Source organism: Paraburkholderia sp. RL17-383-BIF-A (assembly GCF_046028015.1).
Lineage (GTDB): Bacteria > Pseudomonadota > Gammaproteobacteria > Burkholderiales > Burkholderiaceae > Paraburkholderia.
On sequence record NZ_JARESR010000013.1, the window covers coordinates 1 to 15,657 of the forward strand.

Consider the following 15,657-nt stretch of genomic DNA (forward strand, 5'->3'; position numbering starts at 1 on the left):
TGGGTGTTCGGGTGGGCTGGTAGATGTTTATATCATACACCCGCCTCGCCATGCAGCGAGGCGGGCCGCTTTTTCGTTGCAGCTGTGCCGACTGACAAAAAAGACCTGCGCGATGGATTACCCCGGGAATAAAACCGGGGCCGGTCCAGTCATGCCTGACGAACCGATCCGCAAGGGCCGCCGGATAATCCGCGGCCCGTCTGCGACTCTTTATCGTGAGGTCAACATGTCGTCAGATCATTCGTTCGACGCGTCGCGTCGCGGCGCGCTGAAGTGTCTTGCATTCGGTGGCCTGGGCACCGTATTCGTTTTGTCCGGCGGGATACTGACGCCGGTGGAACTGGCGCTCGCCGCCGACCAGAAATCGTCCGCGGCCGGCTCGGGCGTGCCGCTTTTCCTGCAGATCAGCGACTCGCACATCGGCTTTAACAAGGAAGCCAACCCGGACGTGGCGGGCACGCTGAAGCAGACCATCGAGTACGTGAACGCGATGCCGGTCAAGCCCGCGCTGACCATCCATACCGGCGATATCACGCACCTTTCCAAACCTGCGGAGTTCGATCTCGCGGCCCAGTTGATGTCCGGTCTGAAGATCACCGAGCTGCATACCGTGCCAGGCGAGCACGACGTGACGGACGGCCCGGGAACGGAATACTTCAGCCGGTTCGGCAAGCCCTCGGACAACAAGGGCTATTACAGCTTCGACCACCAGGGCGTGCACTTCGTCGGCCTCGTCAACGTCATGCACTTCAAGCCGAACGGCCTGGGCGGTCTGGGCGACGAACAACTCGAGTGGCTCGAAAACGATCTGAAGGGGCGTTCGTCCAGCACACCGATCGTCGTGTTCGCGCACATGCCGATGTGGACGATCTACGAGCCGTGGGGCTGGGGCACCGGCGATGCCGGCCAGGCGATGACCTATCTGAAGCGCTTCGGCTCGGTGACGGTGCTGAACGGCCACATTCATCAGATCGTGTCGAAAGTGGAGGGCAACATCACCTTCCATACGGCGCGCTCGACGGCCTATCCGCAGCCGACGGCCGGCAACGGAACCGGCCCCGGACCTTTGACGGTGGCTAGCGACCAGCTCCCGAAAATGCTTGGGGTCACCAGCATCAAAGTCACGCGGCATCCGCTCAAGGCGACGCTGAACGACACGACACTGGTTTGATCGATACTTTCTTCTTGCAGGAGATCAGTTATGCAAACTAAAAACATTCGCCGCGTTTTTCTCGTAATGGCTGCCAGTTCGGCATTGTTTGCGGCATTGTCGGGGTTCTCGGTGGCGCGGGCGGAAACGCCGAACGCGGTCGTCATCAAGAACTTCATGTTCTCGCCGATGGAACTGACGGTCAAAGCCGGCTCGACTGTGACCTGGAAAAACCTCGACGGCGAGCCGCATACCGTCGTGAACGACGCGGGCATGTTTCGCTCCGCCGCGCTCGATCAGAACGACACTTACCAGTTCAAGTTCGACAAGCCAGGCGTGTACAAGGTGTTTTGCGGCATCCACCCGAATATGAAGGAAACGATTACCGTGCAGTAAGCGCCGAAATAGGAGAGATCCCGGCGCGGCGTTCACCGTGGCGAACGGCAGGATGCGACGACCCGGGTCTCCACACGCAGTCTCCACACTCAAATAACAGTAGCCGCCTCGCGCCGAAACCGAGCTTCCAGACGCCAGCGCGAGCGTCGCCGGCAGGCGCGCGACACGAGGTGATTGACCGGTGCTCGTGGAGGCGGGATGCGGCGTTCTCCGCGCCGAACAAGGCAAGCCACGCGCGCCGCGATTCGATCTGATCCCGCGCGAGTGCAGGCGGTGCTTGTCATTGTTTGCAGCCAATGGCCGGATATCGGGAATGGCACTTGCGTTTAAGACATGAGACGTCAAGCGCGAGCAAGCCATTGCGCCTGAGCGTGGCTGTCGCATCACCCCACAGCCGTCCGCTCGCCGCCCGCCGCGTGTGGCTTGCACGGCCTGCAGACGCACCTTGCGAAGGCTGCCGACATTGCGCGCGACTACCAGCGTCGTAGAAGTTTTACCTGTTTCTCCAACGCAACCCTGCCTCGCCAAGACGCCGTTTAAAGCGCAGCATGGCCGTGTTGTTCTCGTGCGTTGAGGAGGCTAAATTCGTCGAACGGCTTTGCGCGGATCACCAGGATCGTGTGAACAAAGCCTGCCGACAGATCAGACATAAGGATTTAGTGGAGAGTACTGCGATGTTCAATGATCCCAACTTGCCCCACTCTCTGGCCGCCGGCCTGGATGTCGGCGGCCGAATGAACGGTTTGCCACTTTCCGCTGCGCCGCCGCGGTTCGGACGCTTCGCCATGTGCGTGGCTGTGGCCAGCGCGCTCGCGATCGGCGTGATGGGTACGGTGGCGTACGGTGTCTGGTTCAATCACGATCAGAAGGCCTACACCGAAGCAATGGCCGGCGCACGGCAAGCGCTCGGTAGCGGCGCATCCGGGAGTGCGGCAGTGGTTGCACGAACCAACGGCGCGACATCGTTGCCGTCAGCGGCGGCGGAACGCAGCCCGACGGTGACGGCAGCGCCAACCGCCGACGATCCGGAAGCGGGCGGGCAGTTAGCCACCTTCTCTGGTGAGGTCAAGCGGCATTCGCCACCGACGGTCCAGACAAACTTCGTGACAGATGCGGCGCCCGACGCGCCTGCTTCCTCTGCCAGCGCGGCCCGACGTTCGGCAAGCGTCGGCACGCCTGCCGTGCAGCAAGCGGCCCCGTCGCGAGCGGGTAAAGATGGTCGTGCAACGCCGCAGGAGCGCCGTACGACCTTGGCAAACGCGAAGCATAAAGACAACGCGTTCACCCGCATCGGGCTCTTTTTTCGTCGAGTGAACTATCGGCAGCATGGCAACGCAAATCGGCAAGACATCTATTCCCATCCCTGAGCGACGCCGTGGCGCTCGCATGGGTCCGGCAGGCGCCTTCATGACCCGGTTCAGGCGGGCGCCCGCCATATTGGCCGGCGCCTCGCTGGTCTGTCTGCTGGCTGGTCTTCTGTATCTCGCCTCGCAGATCAGAACGATCTTCTCCGATCAGTTGAAGCAGGAATACGCCGGGCTCGTGCTCGAAGCGGCAGGCCGCGCGGACAGTGCGCGTGCCATGGTCGAGGTATGGCGGCAACGCCCCGGTGATCGCGAGGCGCAAGCTCAGGGTTACCGGCAGGCACGCGCCGAACTCGCCGATCGCCTCGGGGCGCTCGCGGCATTGGTGAACGCCAGCCCGTCTGCCGCGCCGCACATGCCCGGCTCAGCGTTGATGGCTGACGCCAGTCTGAGCGAGACCGAAGCGCTGCTTGCCACGGTCTCCGCGTATTGGCGGACACAGCGCGATACCAACGGCGCGGACATACGCCTGCGGGTCGCCCACGTCGCGAACGTGCTGATCGCGCTGGCTGCGCTGCTGTTCTGTTTGTTGCTCACCGCGCTCGGCATGTACGCCAAACGCAATCGTCAACTGGTGGGCGAGTCGTACGAATTCGAGTACGCCGCGTTGCACGATCCGCTCACCACGCTGCCGAACCGGCGCCAGCTGTTCGCCGTGCTCGACGATGCAGCGGCGAACCCGCAGCCAGGACCGGCGCCTCGCAAAATCGCCGTGCTGTATGTGGATCTGGATGGTTTCAAGCAGGTCAACGACTCGCATGGCCACCGTGCGGGCGACGAATTCCTGATCGCGGTATCGCGGCGTTTTCGCGAGTCGGTGCGCAAACGCGACGTTGTCGCGCGCATTGGCGGCGACGAATTCGCGGTACTGATACACGAATTCTCCACCGCCGACGAACTGGCCGAGGTTGCCCGGCGGCTGATTGCGTGCGTGGTGGCGACCGATGAGCAGATGGGACTCGGGCTGGTGCGCGCGAGTATCGGCATTGCCAGCTTTCCCGACCTCGTCGGCGATTACCAGCGTCTCGTCGCCGCGGCGGACGAGGCGATGTACCGCGTCAAGCGCAGCGGCAAAAACGGTTACGCTTTCACGGCGAAAGCTGACTGAGCGCACACTCGGCGCGTGTGTGCATGTTTGCGTGTGCGCATCCTCGGTGCGGAGCAGGGTTGTGCCTCTTCAGCTTCACTTTCCGCCCCGGCATTCGAATACCCCTACGCGATGACCTCGCGCACGCCGAGCTTTGTTTCGTGTTACAAAAACGAGGCTCGACGACGTGTGCATGATTCATGCGCCGGCGCGATCGTGGTCGATGCGAATTCGGTCCCAGCGGAAAGATCCATGTCCAGATATTCAATGATGCGCGCCGTAGGGCGCTTGAAGCAGCCGGAGTGGCTCGTCGCCATTCTGGTCGCTGCCTTGGCTGCCTGCGCGCCGGTGCCTCCCGCGCCTGTTCAACCCGTCGCTCAATCCGTCGCGCAACCGGCTGTCATTCAACCGGCCGCACAGCCCGGCAATCAGCCCGGCAATCAGCCCGGCGCTCAGGCTACAGCCCGCACGGCCGCAGGGTCGCTGCCGGTCCCGCCAAACCTGGTTGCGCTGGCGCAGCCGGCCGGTCAGAAACGATTGACGGGTGCAGCGTCCAACCAGTCATACTGGCCGCTCTCGCAGTATTTCGAAACCCAGCGTAACGAAGCCTATTGCTCCGTGGCCACGTCGGTTATGGCGCTGAATGCACTGGGCATTCGCCGGCCCGAGTCGACGCAATATCCGGATTTCCCGTTCTTCTCGCAGGACGATTTTTTCCGCGCAATCGATCCGCAGGTCGCCAACGCCGCGCAGGTGTCGAGGGAGGGCATGACGCTCGACCAGCTCAGCACGGCCCTCACTGCATTTCCGGTGGCGGTCAGGAAATATCACGCCGCGGACCTGTCGCTCGGCCAGTTCCGCGATATCGTGCGCGCGACTACGGCGCACAACGACCGCTTCGTGCTGATGAATTTCCGGCGCATGGAAATCGGCGAAGCGGGTGGTGGACACTGGTCGCCGCTCGGCGCTTACGACTCGGCGAGCGACAGCGCGTTGCTGCTCGATGTGGCGCGCTACAAATATCCGGCCGTCTGGGTGCCGGTCGCGCAGTTGTACGCAGCGGCGCTGGCGGTGGATAGCGTGAGCGGACTGTCGCGCGGCATCGTGATTATCGGCAAGCGGCAGAATTAGAAGCGGGTTGCCGATGCATCGAGAAGACTTCGACGTGACGCGTTCAGTGCGAGCCATTCATGGCTCGCACCAGGCACCTGGCACCAGGCATTAGACAGCAAGCAACACGCAGCACGCAGCACACACGCGCCAAACCTATTTCACCCGCTTCACCACCGGTGTCTTCCACTTGCCGTCCAGCAGCACCGGTTTGGGCCAGTAGAAGCGCATGGTGATCATGAACGGTCCATCCGGCGCCGGCAGCCAGTTGGCCTCTTTGCCCTTGCCCGGCGACTTCGCCTGAATATAGATCGTCAGGCCGCCATCGCGATCCTTCCTGAGTTGCGGCAGCATGGGCGAATTGATCAGATAGCGATCGATCGGATTCTTCACGAGCAACTGACTGGGCAGCGCGTACATGGTCACCGACCAGAACGCATTCACAGGCGGCAATTGTCCCTTCGGAAACCGCAGCACGTAGCGACGCTGACTGCCGTCGAGGGGCTGGCCGGCCGAATCCTTGTCGAGCACCGGATACAACGCCTCCTCGCGCGAGTTCGCGCCGATGCCGACCTGGGTGCCGGTGGCGCGCGCCACGTAGTCGTTCTTCAGATACTCGCGCGAGCCGAATAGCGTGTCGGTCTTGCCGCCGAGTGAAGCGCGCCTGTCGTCGATCGCCTTCTGACCATCCTGCATGCCGGCCTGAAAGGCCGCTTTCTGCTCGGGCGAGAGCGCGTTGACATCGAACCGTCTGCCGGGCACGACGCCGATCTGTGCAAAGCGGCTGCGCAGCCCCGCTTCGTCCGGATTGACCGGCGCGAATTGCAGCACGAAGGCAAGTTCATTGAAGAACTCGAGCGATGTCCGCGCGGTGGCCGGTGCGATCGGCTTGATCCACTGCACTGGCGGCGCGGTGGGTGCGGGTTTGCTGCCGGTGAACGCCGACAGCGTTTGCACCTTGTAGCCCGCCTGAATCTGCTTGACGTTGTCGAGGTCGTCCGGATTGAACAATTGCGTGCGCCCGACCACGTTCACGAGATCGGTCTCGGAACGGATGACCTGCGTGATGCCATTGGGCGTCTGCCCGTTCCAGCGTGGTCCCGCGATCAGGAACGTGCCGCCGTTGTTGCCCGTCGTGCGGCTGCCGATATACGCGAAGTTAAAGGTGTAGAGGTCCATCAACTGGAACACGAAGTAGCGCTTCGGGTCCATCGGCGGGACGGTGATCACCACCGGTTCCGCGCGCAGGTCGAGGCCGGCGAACGAGTAGGGTGTATCGGAGTTGGGCGTGACGAAGGCGGTGTCGTCCGGCGTGAAAACGCGCGAGATGTTCAGGATGGAATTGAACGGGCCTTTGTATTGCGGGTTGGTGGAGTCCACCGAAAACGCATACATGATGCCGTATGAATCGACCATTGGCGTGCCGTAGAGATAGGCGTCTTTGGCGATCGAGCGGATGTCGGCGCTGCTGGCGGTGACGGGGGCGACAGGGGCTCTTGCGAAGTCGTTGGTAGGCGCCGTCTGGCAGGCGGCGAGGGCGATGGCCAATAGCGCGGCAGCGATAGTTCGTGTTCTGTACATTGCGACCCTTGCGAAGGCGCCGTGCAAGACGGCAGCGTGATCATTCGGACAGCGCGGGATAACAGAGGCAACAGAGGCAACAGCAAACCGGACTCGCAGTGCAGACGTTCTGCACGCCGCAGCTTGCCTAATGCCGGGGCAAGCTGTCAAGCGGCTTTCGGCAGGCTGGGTGGACAAAGTGTGGGAGCGCGAAAGGCCGCGCGTCATGACGTCATGCGTGGCGAATCGTCCGTATGCGCAGAAGAAGCCGGTGACGTGTCGACCCATGAACTGTTCTGCAAAACGATCCGATAGCCATCCGGATCTTCGAAAGTTTTGCCCTGACGGTCCCAATAGGGATTCTCAGATTCGCAGGCCATTGCGCCGAGCGCTTCGAGCCGTTCGACGGCCGCACACCATGCATCGCGCTCAGGCAGATAGAGCACGAGAAGGTGCTCGGTGGTCGGCGCCCGGTCCACGGTCACGCCGTGTTGATGCGTGAACTCGATGTGCCAGGGGCAGCCTCGCCGTCCCACGATGACGCCATCGAAGCCCGCGTGATTCTCGAAGCGCGCGAGGACTTCGAAGTCCAGCCCGCGGGTGTAGAAATCGGTGACCTTATGCAGGTCGTTAGTGGGGCGGGCGACCCGGAGAACGGGCGAATGCATCGGCGACTCCACGAAACATGGGCAGGCCGCATAGCATAACGTGTCAGTTGCGGCGCGCAGCCGATAACCTTAGCCGGGTGCCTCAAACCGATTACGAAACTTGATTACGAATCCCCCATCACGCCATCACGCCACTACGCGCTGCGCGCCATCTCGCCGAGGCCCGCATTGAAGTCTTCCCTGCGGCCACCCGCAGCGGCGGCCGCCCGAGCCCGAACCGCAGTCTTGCGAATCCGCGTATCGCGCAGCGCCGGACGTGCATCCACCAGATCCGCATACAGCGCGAGATAGTTCGAAGTCGACGTGTCCCAACCGAAGTCGCGGCTCATCGCGTTACGCTGCAACACGTGCCACGACGACGGCTCCACGAACGCGGACAGCGCGCGGCCCAGTGCATGCATGACGTCGTCCGGGCCTTCGCCGTCGAACAGGAAGCCGGTTGCCTTGCTGTCGCCGCGAGGATCGTACGGCAGATAATCGACGATCGTATCGGCCAGGCCGCCGACACGCGACGCCACCGGAATCGTGCCATAGCGCATCGCGTAGAGTTGCGTGAGTCCGCAGGGTTCGAAGCGGCTGCCATGCAGCAGAATGTCCGCGCCCGCATGCAGCATGTGCGCGCGCCGCTCGTCATAGCCGATCTGCACGCCGACGCGCCCCGGCCATGCCGCCGCGATGTCCTGCAGTGCCTGTTCGATACCATGCTCGCCCTGACCGAGAATCGCGAACTGCAAGCGCGGATGCCGTTCGAGCAGCGCCGGCAGCGTATGCACGACGACATCGGCGAGCTTCTGTTCGGTAAGTCGGCTGCCGATGGCGACCAGCGGCGCGAACGGATCGCGCGTGAGACCGAAGGCCTGTTGCAGTTCACGCTTGCAGGCCTGCTTGCCGGCGGTGTCGTCGACGGAATAGGGGCGGGCGATGAGTTTGTCGGTGGCGGGATTCCAGACCGTGGTGTCGATGCCGTTGACGATACCCGACAGCTTGCCGGCCTGCGCCTGCAATACGCCTTCCATGCCGTGGCCGAAATGCGGCGTCAGGATTTCGCGTGCATAGCGGCGGCTCACGGTGGTGACGCGATCGGCATGCACAATGCCGGCTTTCATCATGCTGAGCGAGCCGTAGAACTCGATGCTGCGTTCGTCCGACAGCGCGGGCGCCAGCAATTCGGGCGGCACGCCGATCCAGCCGCCCATGGCGAGCGGATGGTTGCCCTGGAACGCGAGGTTGTGAATCGTGAACACGCTTTTCGCGGCAACGCCCGCGAGCCGCAGGTAAAGCGGCGTGAGTCCTGCATGCCAATCGTGCGCGTGCACGATGTCGGGGCGCTTCACGTTGCGCACGCCGCGCGCCACCCGCGCGGCCGCTGCCGCGAGCGAGGCGAAGCGGGTCAGGTTGTCCAGGTAGTCGCGCCCCTGCGGATCGCGGTACAGGCCTTCGCGAGCAAACAGGTGATCCATCTGCAGAAGCAGCACCGGTATGCCGGTGTCGGGCATCTGGCCGCGCAGGAGCCGTGCGTCGCCGCCGGGCAGGCCTGTCATGCGCGCGACCGGCGCGACCTCGACGGCGCGTTCGAGCGCGGCCGGATAGGCGGGCATCAGGATCGAGACATCGACACCGGCGTCGCGCAGTGCGGCGGCGTATGCGCTGACCATGTCGCCGAGTCCGCCGGATTTGGCGAGCGGCAGGGCTTCGGAAGCGACGAGAAGAACGTTGAGCGGCAAAGCGGCCCCCAAGGACGGGATTTGTGCACTTGCACAGTGCGGTGAGATGCGTTGAGGTGTCCTTTCAGCAAGGGGTGTGCCTGATGTTCAGGTCGTTATTCTGGCTACGCGCAAGATTTGTGTTGCAGTGCGGCCGAGCGGTTCTTTGGCTGCGGGCGCCTACTTAAATGTCTTGACCGTGCGCCGCACCGCAATGCGTTTTTTCATTCGTGTGTAGATTTGACGTTCTGTTTCTCGACGCAGGCGCGAGGCTTGAAATGAAAAGGGGCTGTCGCCGAAGCGACAGCCCCTTTCGACAACTGCCGGAAAAAGTCTTAATGCACCGGCGCGTGGGTCTGCTCGACCGGCCGCGGCTGCGTCATCGCGCTCACCGCCGCGAACACGATGATATTCACCGCCAGCGCGAGGAACCCGATATTGACGTCCTTCAGCGCGTCGGGCAGGAACGGCATCAACTGACCGACGCTCAGGTGCATGGTCGTCGTCACGGCCACCACCGCCACTCCCGCCAGAATCCCGCAAAACGCGCCCTGTTTGGTCGCGCGGTTATGCGGACGCAGGCTGCAGATCACCGCGGGGAATAGCTGGGTAACGAAGCTGTAACCCATCAGCAGCAACGCCACGATGGTTTCGCCGCCTTGCAGCGTGAAGCCGACCGCCACCAGCGCCACGACCGGCACGAGCACACGCGCGAGCGTCGCCACCGTGGCGTCCGACGCGTTGCGGTTCACCATGCCGCGATACACGTCGTTGGCGAGCAGCGTGGACGCGGAGGTGAGGATCATCGAGCCGGGCACCAGCGCGGTCAGAATCCCGGCCGCGCCGATCACGCCGACGAACCACGGGTCGAAGGTCTGCAACGACAGGCGGAACAACGACAGGTCGATGTCGCCGCCCTTCAGACCCGGCACCTTCAGGGTCGCCGCAAAGCCCACGAAGAACACGAACAGCAGAATCAACTGGTACAGCGGCAGCACCATCGCGTTACGGCGGAAGATGCGCTCGTCCTTCGCGGTGAAGATCGAACCGAACGTATGCGGCCACATGAAGAAGCCGAGCGCCGTGAGCAATACCGTCGACTGGAACCACGTCACGCTCGAACCCTTGGCCGGGAAGGTCAGGAAGCCGGGGCGCGCGGCGTCGATCGCGTGGAACATCTCGCCGAAGCCGCCGTAATAGTGCAGCGGCAAATAGATGCCGAGGAACAACACAATGGCCAGAATCAGCAGATCCTTCACCACCGAATTCCACGCCGAACCGCGCACGCCCGAAACGATCACATAAGCGGTCACGACGCACGCGCCGATCCACACGGCCGCCGTCGACGAAATCGCCCCGTACGAGGCCGTCGCCACGATAATGCCGAGCCCCTTCAGCTGCAGCACGAGGTAGGGAATCAGCGCGGCCACGCCGACCAATGCGACCAGCGTGCCGAGCGCCGGGCTTTCGTATTTGCGCGTGAAGAAGTGCGGCTGCGAGACGAGCCGGTGTTTTTTCGCATAACGCCAGATGGGCGGCAACATCCAGTACGAAAGGATGTACGCGAGCGTGCCGTAGGCCAGAATGTAATAGACCGGCGCGCCCTTGCCATATGCAAAGCCACTGCCGCCGAGGAAGGTGAAGGTCGTATAGATTTCGCCTGCCATCAGCAGGAACACGAAGGCCGTGCCGAAGCTGCGGCCACCCACGGTCCATTGTTCGAGACTCATGTCGTGGCCGCGCTTGGCGCGCACGCCCAGGTAAAGCGCAAACAGCGTAATCGCCGCAATGATGATGAGTGCGCTCATGAGCTGGCCTCCTCGCCATCCACGGCGAGCTGACGGTTGGACGGGTCCAGACGGTAGATGATCGCCATGATGATCGAACTGAGCACCACCCACATGACGATCCAGGCCAGCACGAACGGCATGCCGAGCATCAGCGGCTCGACACGATTTACAAACGGGACACCGAGCAGAATGCCGATGAACGGCAGCGCGGCGAGTACACGAAGCAACATGGGGGCAACTCCTCGAACTGGTAAGTACGTCTCGTTGAAAGTGCGGCTTCGCTGGGGACTGTATGCCTGATGCTTTGGTCGCGTAAAGCAGGTCAAAAAAGTGTAGGCTTTCTGAAAGTTGCGGGCGCACCTTCATAGGTGCCGGTTGCTGCGTTGCAAGGCGGCAAGCGGGGCGTGGCGCGCCGCGGCACACGCTCAAGCGCCGGGCTTTTTTACGATCCTGGTTGGCGCGCCGCGATATGATCTCGCCACGCAACGCAAGCGTCATCGGAATCGCCGGAGAGACTCCGGTTTCATCAACATGGCGCGGCGCGCCGGGTACACAGACGAGCTACCCGAGCCGCCGCTCGACACGGAAACGCATATGGTCGAAAGTCTGATCCCGGACATTCTGTTTGGCTTTACCGGGCTGATCAGCATCATCAACCCAATCGGCATTGCTTTCGTCTTCCTCGACCGGACTGCTTCGCTGAGCACGGAAGAGCGCACGTTGCTGGCCCGCAAGATCGCCATCAACGTGGTGTGTGTGCTGCTGGTGGCGTTCTTCATCGGAACGCCGATCCTGCATTTCTTCGGCATCTCCATGCAGGCGCTGCGCATTGGTGGCGGCCTCGCCGTCGCCGTGGGCGGCTGGCAGATGCTCAACGCGCCCGACACGCAACCAGGCGAGCAGCCGGCAGTCAAACGGGTGGACGCGGACAACGCAATGTCGAAGGCGTTTTTCCCCTTTACCATTCCGTTGACCACCGGGCCGGGCTCGATCGCCACCGCCATTGCGCTAACCGCGAACCGCACGCATAAGCTCTCGGAGTTCGTGATTTCGAGCATTGCGTCGGTCGTGATCTCGCTCGCCGTGGCCGTCACGGTGTATCTGGTCTATAGCCGCGCGGTGATTTTCGCCAAGTATCTCGGCGTGGAAGGCACCAAGGTCGCCATGCGTGTATCTTCCTTTTTGCTGCTGTGCATCGGCGTGCAGATCATGCTGACCGGCTTCTCCGAATTCCTGATTCCGATTGCGACACTGCAACCGGTGGTCAAATAGACGCATCCCCGGCGGCCTGCTGTTCCATCCGGCACCGGGGGCGCTCACGCACCCGACAGGAGAACACTCCATGTGCCGTTGGCTCGCCTATACGGGCAACCCGCTTCAACTGGAAACGGTGCTGTTCAACGCCAAACACTCCTTGATCGACCAGAGCCTGCATTCGCGGCTTGGCTACACCACGACCAATGGCGACGGCTTCGGCATCGGCTGGTACGGCGATCCGACGGATATTCCGTTTCGCTACCGTTGCATCCAGCCGGCGTGGAGCGATCGCAATCTGCGCGAAGCCGCGCGGGCGATCCGCGCACCGCTGTTCGTCGCGCATGTGCGTTCAGCAACCGATACACCTTCGCAGGAAACCAACTGTCATCCATTCCGTCACGGCCGGTGGCTCTTCGCGCACAATGGTCTGATCCGCAACTATCCGGCCGTGCGCCGCGATCTGATGGTGAAGATCGACCCCGATCTGTTTCCGTCCATCGAAGGTTCGACCGATTCCGAGGTGATGTTTTTCCTCGCGCTGACCTTCGGTCTGGAACTGGCGCCGGTCACCGCGCTAGAGCGGATGGTCGCCTTCGTCGAGCAAACCGGCCGCGAGCACGGCGTGGATGAACCGCTGAACATGACGGTGTGCGTCACCGACGGCGAGCAGATCGTAGCAGTGCGCTATTCGAGCGAAAGGCAGTCACGCTCGCTTTTTCACAGCACCTCGTTCCGTCATCTGCACGAGCTGTATCCGGACGATCCGCGCATTGCGGCGGTCGGCGAGAATGCGTTTCTGGTGTTGTCCGAACCGCTTGCGGACTTGCCGGGCTGGTGGGAAGAGATTCCCGAAAGCACGGTGGTGGTGGCGCGCGGCGGCCAGATCGAACAGTATCCGTTCAAGCCGCAAGCGGCGTGAGTTGAGGAGCCGACCATGACGCCTCAGATAGAAGCGTTTTACGATGCCACCACCGGCACCTTCACCTATGTCGTCTACGCGTCCGAAGGCTCGGCGTGCGCGGTGATCGATCCGGTGCTCGACTACGATCCGAAGTCGGGCGGTACGTCGACGGAGTCGGCGGAGCGCGTCGTCGCATTCGTCAACGCGCATGAGCTGCGTGTTCAGTGGCTGCTCGAAACGCACGCGCATGCCGATCACCTGTCGGCCGCGCAGTATCTGAAGGAAGCCCTGGGCGGCGAGATTGCCATTGGCGAGAGCATTCGGATCGTGCAGAGCACATTCCGGCGCATCTTCAATCTCGGCGAGGACGTGCCTGCCGACGGCCGCCAGTTCGACCATCTGTTCCAGCCGGGTGAGACGTTCAGCATCGGCGAGTTGAGCGGGGAGGCGTTGCATGTGCCGGGCCATACGCCGGCGGACATGGCGTACCGGATCGGCGATGCCGTGTTCGTGGGCGACACGCTGTTCATGCCGGACGTCGGCTCGGCGCGCTGCGACTTTCCCGGCGGCGATGCCCATACGCTGTACGAGTCCGTGCGCAGGCTGCTCGCGCTGCCGCCCGACACGCGGCTGTGCATGTGTCACGACTATCCGCCGCCGTCACGCGGGCCGCAATGGCAGACCACGGTGGCTGCACAGCGGCGCGGCAATATTCATTTGCACGACGGCGTGAGCGTGGCGGAGTTCGTGGCGATGCGCACCGCGCGCGACCGCACGCTCGGCATGCCGACGCTGATTCTGCCGGCCATTCAGGTCAATATCCGCGCGGGCAGCTTGCCGGAGCCGGAAGACAACGGCGTGCGGTACCTGAAGATTCCGCTGAACGCGTTTTGAGCCGCGTGGGCGCCGGCGTTACCGCGTGAGCAGCATCGAACTGAGTACGGAGAACACCGTCGCGGGCAGTTCGGCAAGGCGGCTCACTACCACGTTGTGCGGATAGAAGACCTCGACCGCGTCGGTCAGTACGCCGATTCCGACCAGTTCGATACCGCGCTTGCCGATGGCCGCGACACGCTCGCGCAAATCGCTGCGCAACACCTGCGGATCGCCGTCGCCGGTGGATGGGTAGCCATCGGAAAACACCATCAGAATGCGCCGTTCGGCCTGGTGACCGGCAAGCCGTGTCGCGGCCCAGGCCAGCGCCTCGCCGTCCGGATTCTCGTGCCCGCAGTCGATGGCGGCGATCCCGCTCATGTCGGTCGCGCCGAAGCGTTTATAGACTTTCAGATCGAGTCGTTCGACGAAGCGGTTATAGCGCCGTAAGTCCGCGCCGGTTGCCCGCTGCCGCTCATAGAGCTGCTTCATCGGCACGGATTCGACCGAACAATAGCCGAGTACTTCGCAGTCGAACGACAACTGCGTCAGTGCATCGCACAAGGCGGCCGCGCACTGGCGCGCGAGTTCGATCTTGCGCCCGGCCATCGAGCCGCTGCGGTCGATCAGCAGCGTCACGGCCACGTCGCGTCCTTTGGCGGGCCGCTGCGTGCGAAACGGCGTGCGGTAGCCGGGCGAGGTCGCGAGCTTCGCCAATGCGGTGCGATCGATCTCGCCGCGCTCCTGCTCGCGGCGCCAGCGCGTGCGTTCGTCGGCGCTCAGCGCGCGTTCGAGCTTTTCCTTGAGCGGCGCGGTGTCCGCGCGCGCTTGCGTGCGTAGTTCGCGCCACGCGGCGCTGTCGCCCTGGCCCGTGAGATCGCGGATATCGTCGAATTCGGTGGCAAGCGGAATCGACAGCCGGGCTCGTGACGCGTCCGCCATCGAGCCGGCTGCTTCGCCTTCGGAACGCTCGGAGGGCTGCTGCGCGTCCGCGAGCGATTGACCCATGCCGACCGCGTTGTCCGCCTGCGCGCCACTGCTTCGCTCGGACAGCGGCGAGGTCGTGCTGTTCTGATCGGGCCGCGTGGTTTCGTCGTCATCGGGCGGCGCGGACGACGACGCGGCCGTTTCCGTATCGATGTCCTCGAGCGGATCCGCGGTGAACGCCATGCTGTTCACCTCGCCTGCGGACAGCGCGCGCACGCGCGCCACGAGCGCCTGCGCCGCGGCAATGCTCTGCGCGGTCGAACGGCTCGCGCGCGCCTCATCGAGCAAGTCCTGCGCGGCATGCAAGGCGGCGAGCAGCGACTGGCTCGCTTCGTTCCGCGTGGGCGGCTCGTCCCACAATGCGCGCTCCACCAGCCAGACCAGCCGGTCGCGCCAATGCAGCTTTGGCCAGCGTTGCCGCACGCGCTCGGCGGCATGCAGGCGCAACCTGCCGATGAACCAGCGCGCGCCCGGATATTCGTCGAGCAATTGCCCGCACACGCGGCGGTCTTCGACAACTTGCGCAAGAGTCGCGGCGATGCCCGCGGGCAGCGCGTCGAGCTGCGCGAGCGACGCATGCCTGGCGCGCGCGACCAGCAGGTCGAGATAGCCGATCAGCACATCGCGCTCGACCTCGCCATTCAACTCGTAGTCGGGAATCACGATCCGGCCGGGTTCGACGCGCGGACCATCCGGACTGAACGCGACCGTCACGCCGTACTGCCCGGTCAGCACGCGGGCGACCTTGCTGAGCGTGGATTCGAATGCGAAGCCGCGCGTGTCGCGCGGATTGCGCGTGGCGTGCATGGTG

Annotated in this window: 14 protein-coding genes; 8 read left to right on the forward strand and 6 right to left on the reverse strand. The window is 63.5% G+C overall.

The window, feature by feature from the left end; translation table 11 throughout:
* Window positions 1–226: 226 nt before the first annotated feature.
* From P0D71_RS16790 to P0D71_RS16810, 5 genes are all read left to right on the forward strand, one after another.
* Window positions 227–1,171, forward strand: a complete 945-nt coding sequence (locus tag P0D71_RS16790; protein ID WP_408297675.1) for a metallophosphoesterase family protein — start codon at window positions 227–229, stop codon at window positions 1,169–1,171.
* A gap of 30 nt (window positions 1,172–1,201) precedes the next feature.
* Window positions 1,202–1,546 carry a cupredoxin domain-containing protein gene (locus P0D71_RS16795; protein WP_091808224.1) on the forward strand — a complete coding sequence of 115 codons (345 nt, stop codon included), beginning with the start codon at window positions 1,202–1,204 and terminating at the stop codon, window positions 1,544–1,546.
* A gap of 548 nt (window positions 1,547–2,094) precedes the next feature.
* The gene (locus tag P0D71_RS16800; RefSeq protein WP_408481105.1) at window positions 2,095–2,913 is read left to right on the forward strand and encodes a hypothetical protein; all 819 of its coding nucleotides are present in this window, start codon (window positions 2,095–2,097) and stop codon (window positions 2,911–2,913) included.
* Between the two features lie 40 nt (window positions 2,914–2,953).
* A complete protein-coding gene (locus P0D71_RS16805; protein ID WP_408481107.1) occupies window positions 2,954–4,018 on the forward strand; it encodes a diguanylate cyclase domain-containing protein in 1,065 nt (354 codons plus the stop codon).
* A gap of 231 nt (window positions 4,019–4,249) precedes the next feature.
* Window positions 4,250–5,128, forward strand: a complete 879-nt coding sequence (locus P0D71_RS16810) for a phytochelatin synthase family protein (protein WP_408481109.1) — start codon at window positions 4,250–4,252, stop codon at window positions 5,126–5,128.
* 135 nt (window positions 5,129–5,263) lie between these two features.
* Here the strand turns inward: P0D71_RS16810 and P0D71_RS16815 are convergent, their stop codons facing one another.
* The 5 genes from P0D71_RS16815 to P0D71_RS16835 form a co-directional block, all read right to left on the reverse strand.
* Window positions 5,264–6,688, reverse strand: a complete 1,425-nt coding sequence (locus P0D71_RS16815) for a DUF1254 domain-containing protein (RefSeq protein ID WP_408481110.1) — start codon at window positions 6,686–6,688, stop codon at window positions 5,264–5,266.
* A 203-nt stretch (window positions 6,689–6,891) separates the two neighbouring features.
* Window positions 6,892–7,335 carry a VOC family protein gene (locus P0D71_RS16820; protein ID WP_091808230.1) on the reverse strand — a complete coding sequence of 148 codons (444 nt, stop codon included), beginning with the start codon at window positions 7,333–7,335 and terminating at the stop codon, window positions 6,892–6,894.
* 134 nt (window positions 7,336–7,469) lie between these two features.
* Window positions 7,470–9,059 (reverse strand): glycogen synthase GlgA, encoded by a 1,590-nt coding sequence (gene glgA / locus P0D71_RS16825; protein WP_408481111.1) that lies wholly within the window; start codon window positions 9,057–9,059, stop codon window positions 7,470–7,472.
* A 314-nt stretch (window positions 9,060–9,373) separates the two neighbouring features.
* On the reverse strand, window positions 9,374–10,846 hold the full coding sequence (locus P0D71_RS16830; protein ID WP_091808232.1) for a sodium:solute symporter family protein: 1,473 nt from the start codon (window positions 10,844–10,846) through the stop codon (window positions 9,374–9,376).
* Window positions 10,843–11,058 (reverse strand): DUF3311 domain-containing protein, encoded by a 216-nt coding sequence (locus tag P0D71_RS16835; protein WP_091808235.1) that lies wholly within the window; start codon window positions 11,056–11,058, stop codon window positions 10,843–10,845. The genes P0D71_RS16830 and P0D71_RS16835 overlap by 4 nt, the downstream gene beginning before the upstream one ends.
* A 364-nt stretch (window positions 11,059–11,422) precedes the next feature.
* On the opposite strand from P0D71_RS16835, the gene P0D71_RS16840 reads away from it, so the two are divergent.
* The 3 genes from P0D71_RS16840 to P0D71_RS16850 all read left to right on the forward strand — a co-directional run bounded on the left by P0D71_RS16840 (window position 11,423) and on the right by P0D71_RS16850 (window position 13,880).
* Window positions 11,423–12,100 (forward strand): MarC family protein, encoded by a 678-nt coding sequence (locus tag P0D71_RS16840; RefSeq protein WP_091809292.1) that lies wholly within the window; start codon window positions 11,423–11,425, stop codon window positions 12,098–12,100.
* 70 nt (window positions 12,101–12,170) lie between these two features.
* Window positions 12,171–13,004 carry a class II glutamine amidotransferase gene (locus P0D71_RS16845; protein ID WP_408481113.1) on the forward strand — a complete coding sequence of 278 codons (834 nt, stop codon included), beginning with the start codon at window positions 12,171–12,173 and terminating at the stop codon, window positions 13,002–13,004.
* Window positions 13,005–13,019: 15 nt separating this feature from the next.
* Window positions 13,020–13,880, forward strand: coding sequence for an MBL fold metallo-hydrolase (locus tag P0D71_RS16850; protein WP_408481115.1), 861 nt, complete (start codon window positions 13,020–13,022; stop codon window positions 13,878–13,880).
* A gap of 18 nt (window positions 13,881–13,898) precedes the next feature.
* On the opposite strand, the gene P0D71_RS16855 is transcribed toward P0D71_RS16850, so the two are convergent.
* Window positions 13,899–15,653, reverse strand: coding sequence for a cobaltochelatase CobT-related protein (locus P0D71_RS16855; RefSeq protein ID WP_408481254.1), 1,755 nt, complete (start codon window positions 15,651–15,653; stop codon window positions 13,899–13,901).
* Window positions 15,654–15,657 lie beyond the last annotated feature (4 nt).

Coding starts and splice junctions, on each gene's coding strand:
- P0D71_RS16790 (WP_408297675.1), top strand. CDS start 227: ATGTCGTCAGATCATTCGTTCGACGCGTCGCGTCGCGGCGCGCTGAAG.
- P0D71_RS16795 (WP_091808224.1), top strand. CDS start 1,202: ATGCAAACTAAAAACATTCGCCGCGTTTTTCTCGTAATGGCTGCCAGT.
- P0D71_RS16800 (WP_408481105.1), top strand. CDS start 2,095: ATGGCCGTGTTGTTCTCGTGCGTTGAGGAGGCTAAATTCGTCGAACGG.
- P0D71_RS16805 (WP_408481107.1), top strand. CDS start 2,954: ATGACCCGGTTCAGGCGGGCGCCCGCCATATTGGCCGGCGCCTCGCTG.
- P0D71_RS16810 (WP_408481109.1), top strand. CDS start 4,250: ATGTCCAGATATTCAATGATGCGCGCCGTAGGGCGCTTGAAGCAGCCG.
- P0D71_RS16815 (WP_408481110.1), bottom strand. CDS start 6,688: ATGTACAGAACACGAACTATCGCTGCCGCGCTATTGGCCATCGCCCTC.
- P0D71_RS16820 (WP_091808230.1), bottom strand. CDS start 7,335: ATGCATTCGCCCGTTCTCCGGGTCGCCCGCCCCACTAACGACCTGCAT.
- P0D71_RS16830 (WP_091808232.1), bottom strand. CDS start 10,846: ATGAGCGCACTCATCATCATTGCGGCGATTACGCTGTTTGCGCTTTAC.
- P0D71_RS16835 (WP_091808235.1), bottom strand. CDS start 11,058: ATGTTGCTTCGTGTACTCGCCGCGCTGCCGTTCATCGGCATTCTGCTC.
- P0D71_RS16840 (WP_091809292.1), top strand. CDS start 11,423: ATGGTCGAAAGTCTGATCCCGGACATTCTGTTTGGCTTTACCGGGCTG.
- P0D71_RS16845 (WP_408481113.1), top strand. CDS start 12,171: ATGTGCCGTTGGCTCGCCTATACGGGCAACCCGCTTCAACTGGAAACG.
- P0D71_RS16850 (WP_408481115.1), top strand. CDS start 13,020: ATGACGCCTCAGATAGAAGCGTTTTACGATGCCACCACCGGCACCTTC.
- P0D71_RS16855 (WP_408481254.1), bottom strand. CDS start 15,653: ATGCACGCCACGCGCAATCCGCGCGACACGCGCGGCTTCGCATTCGAA.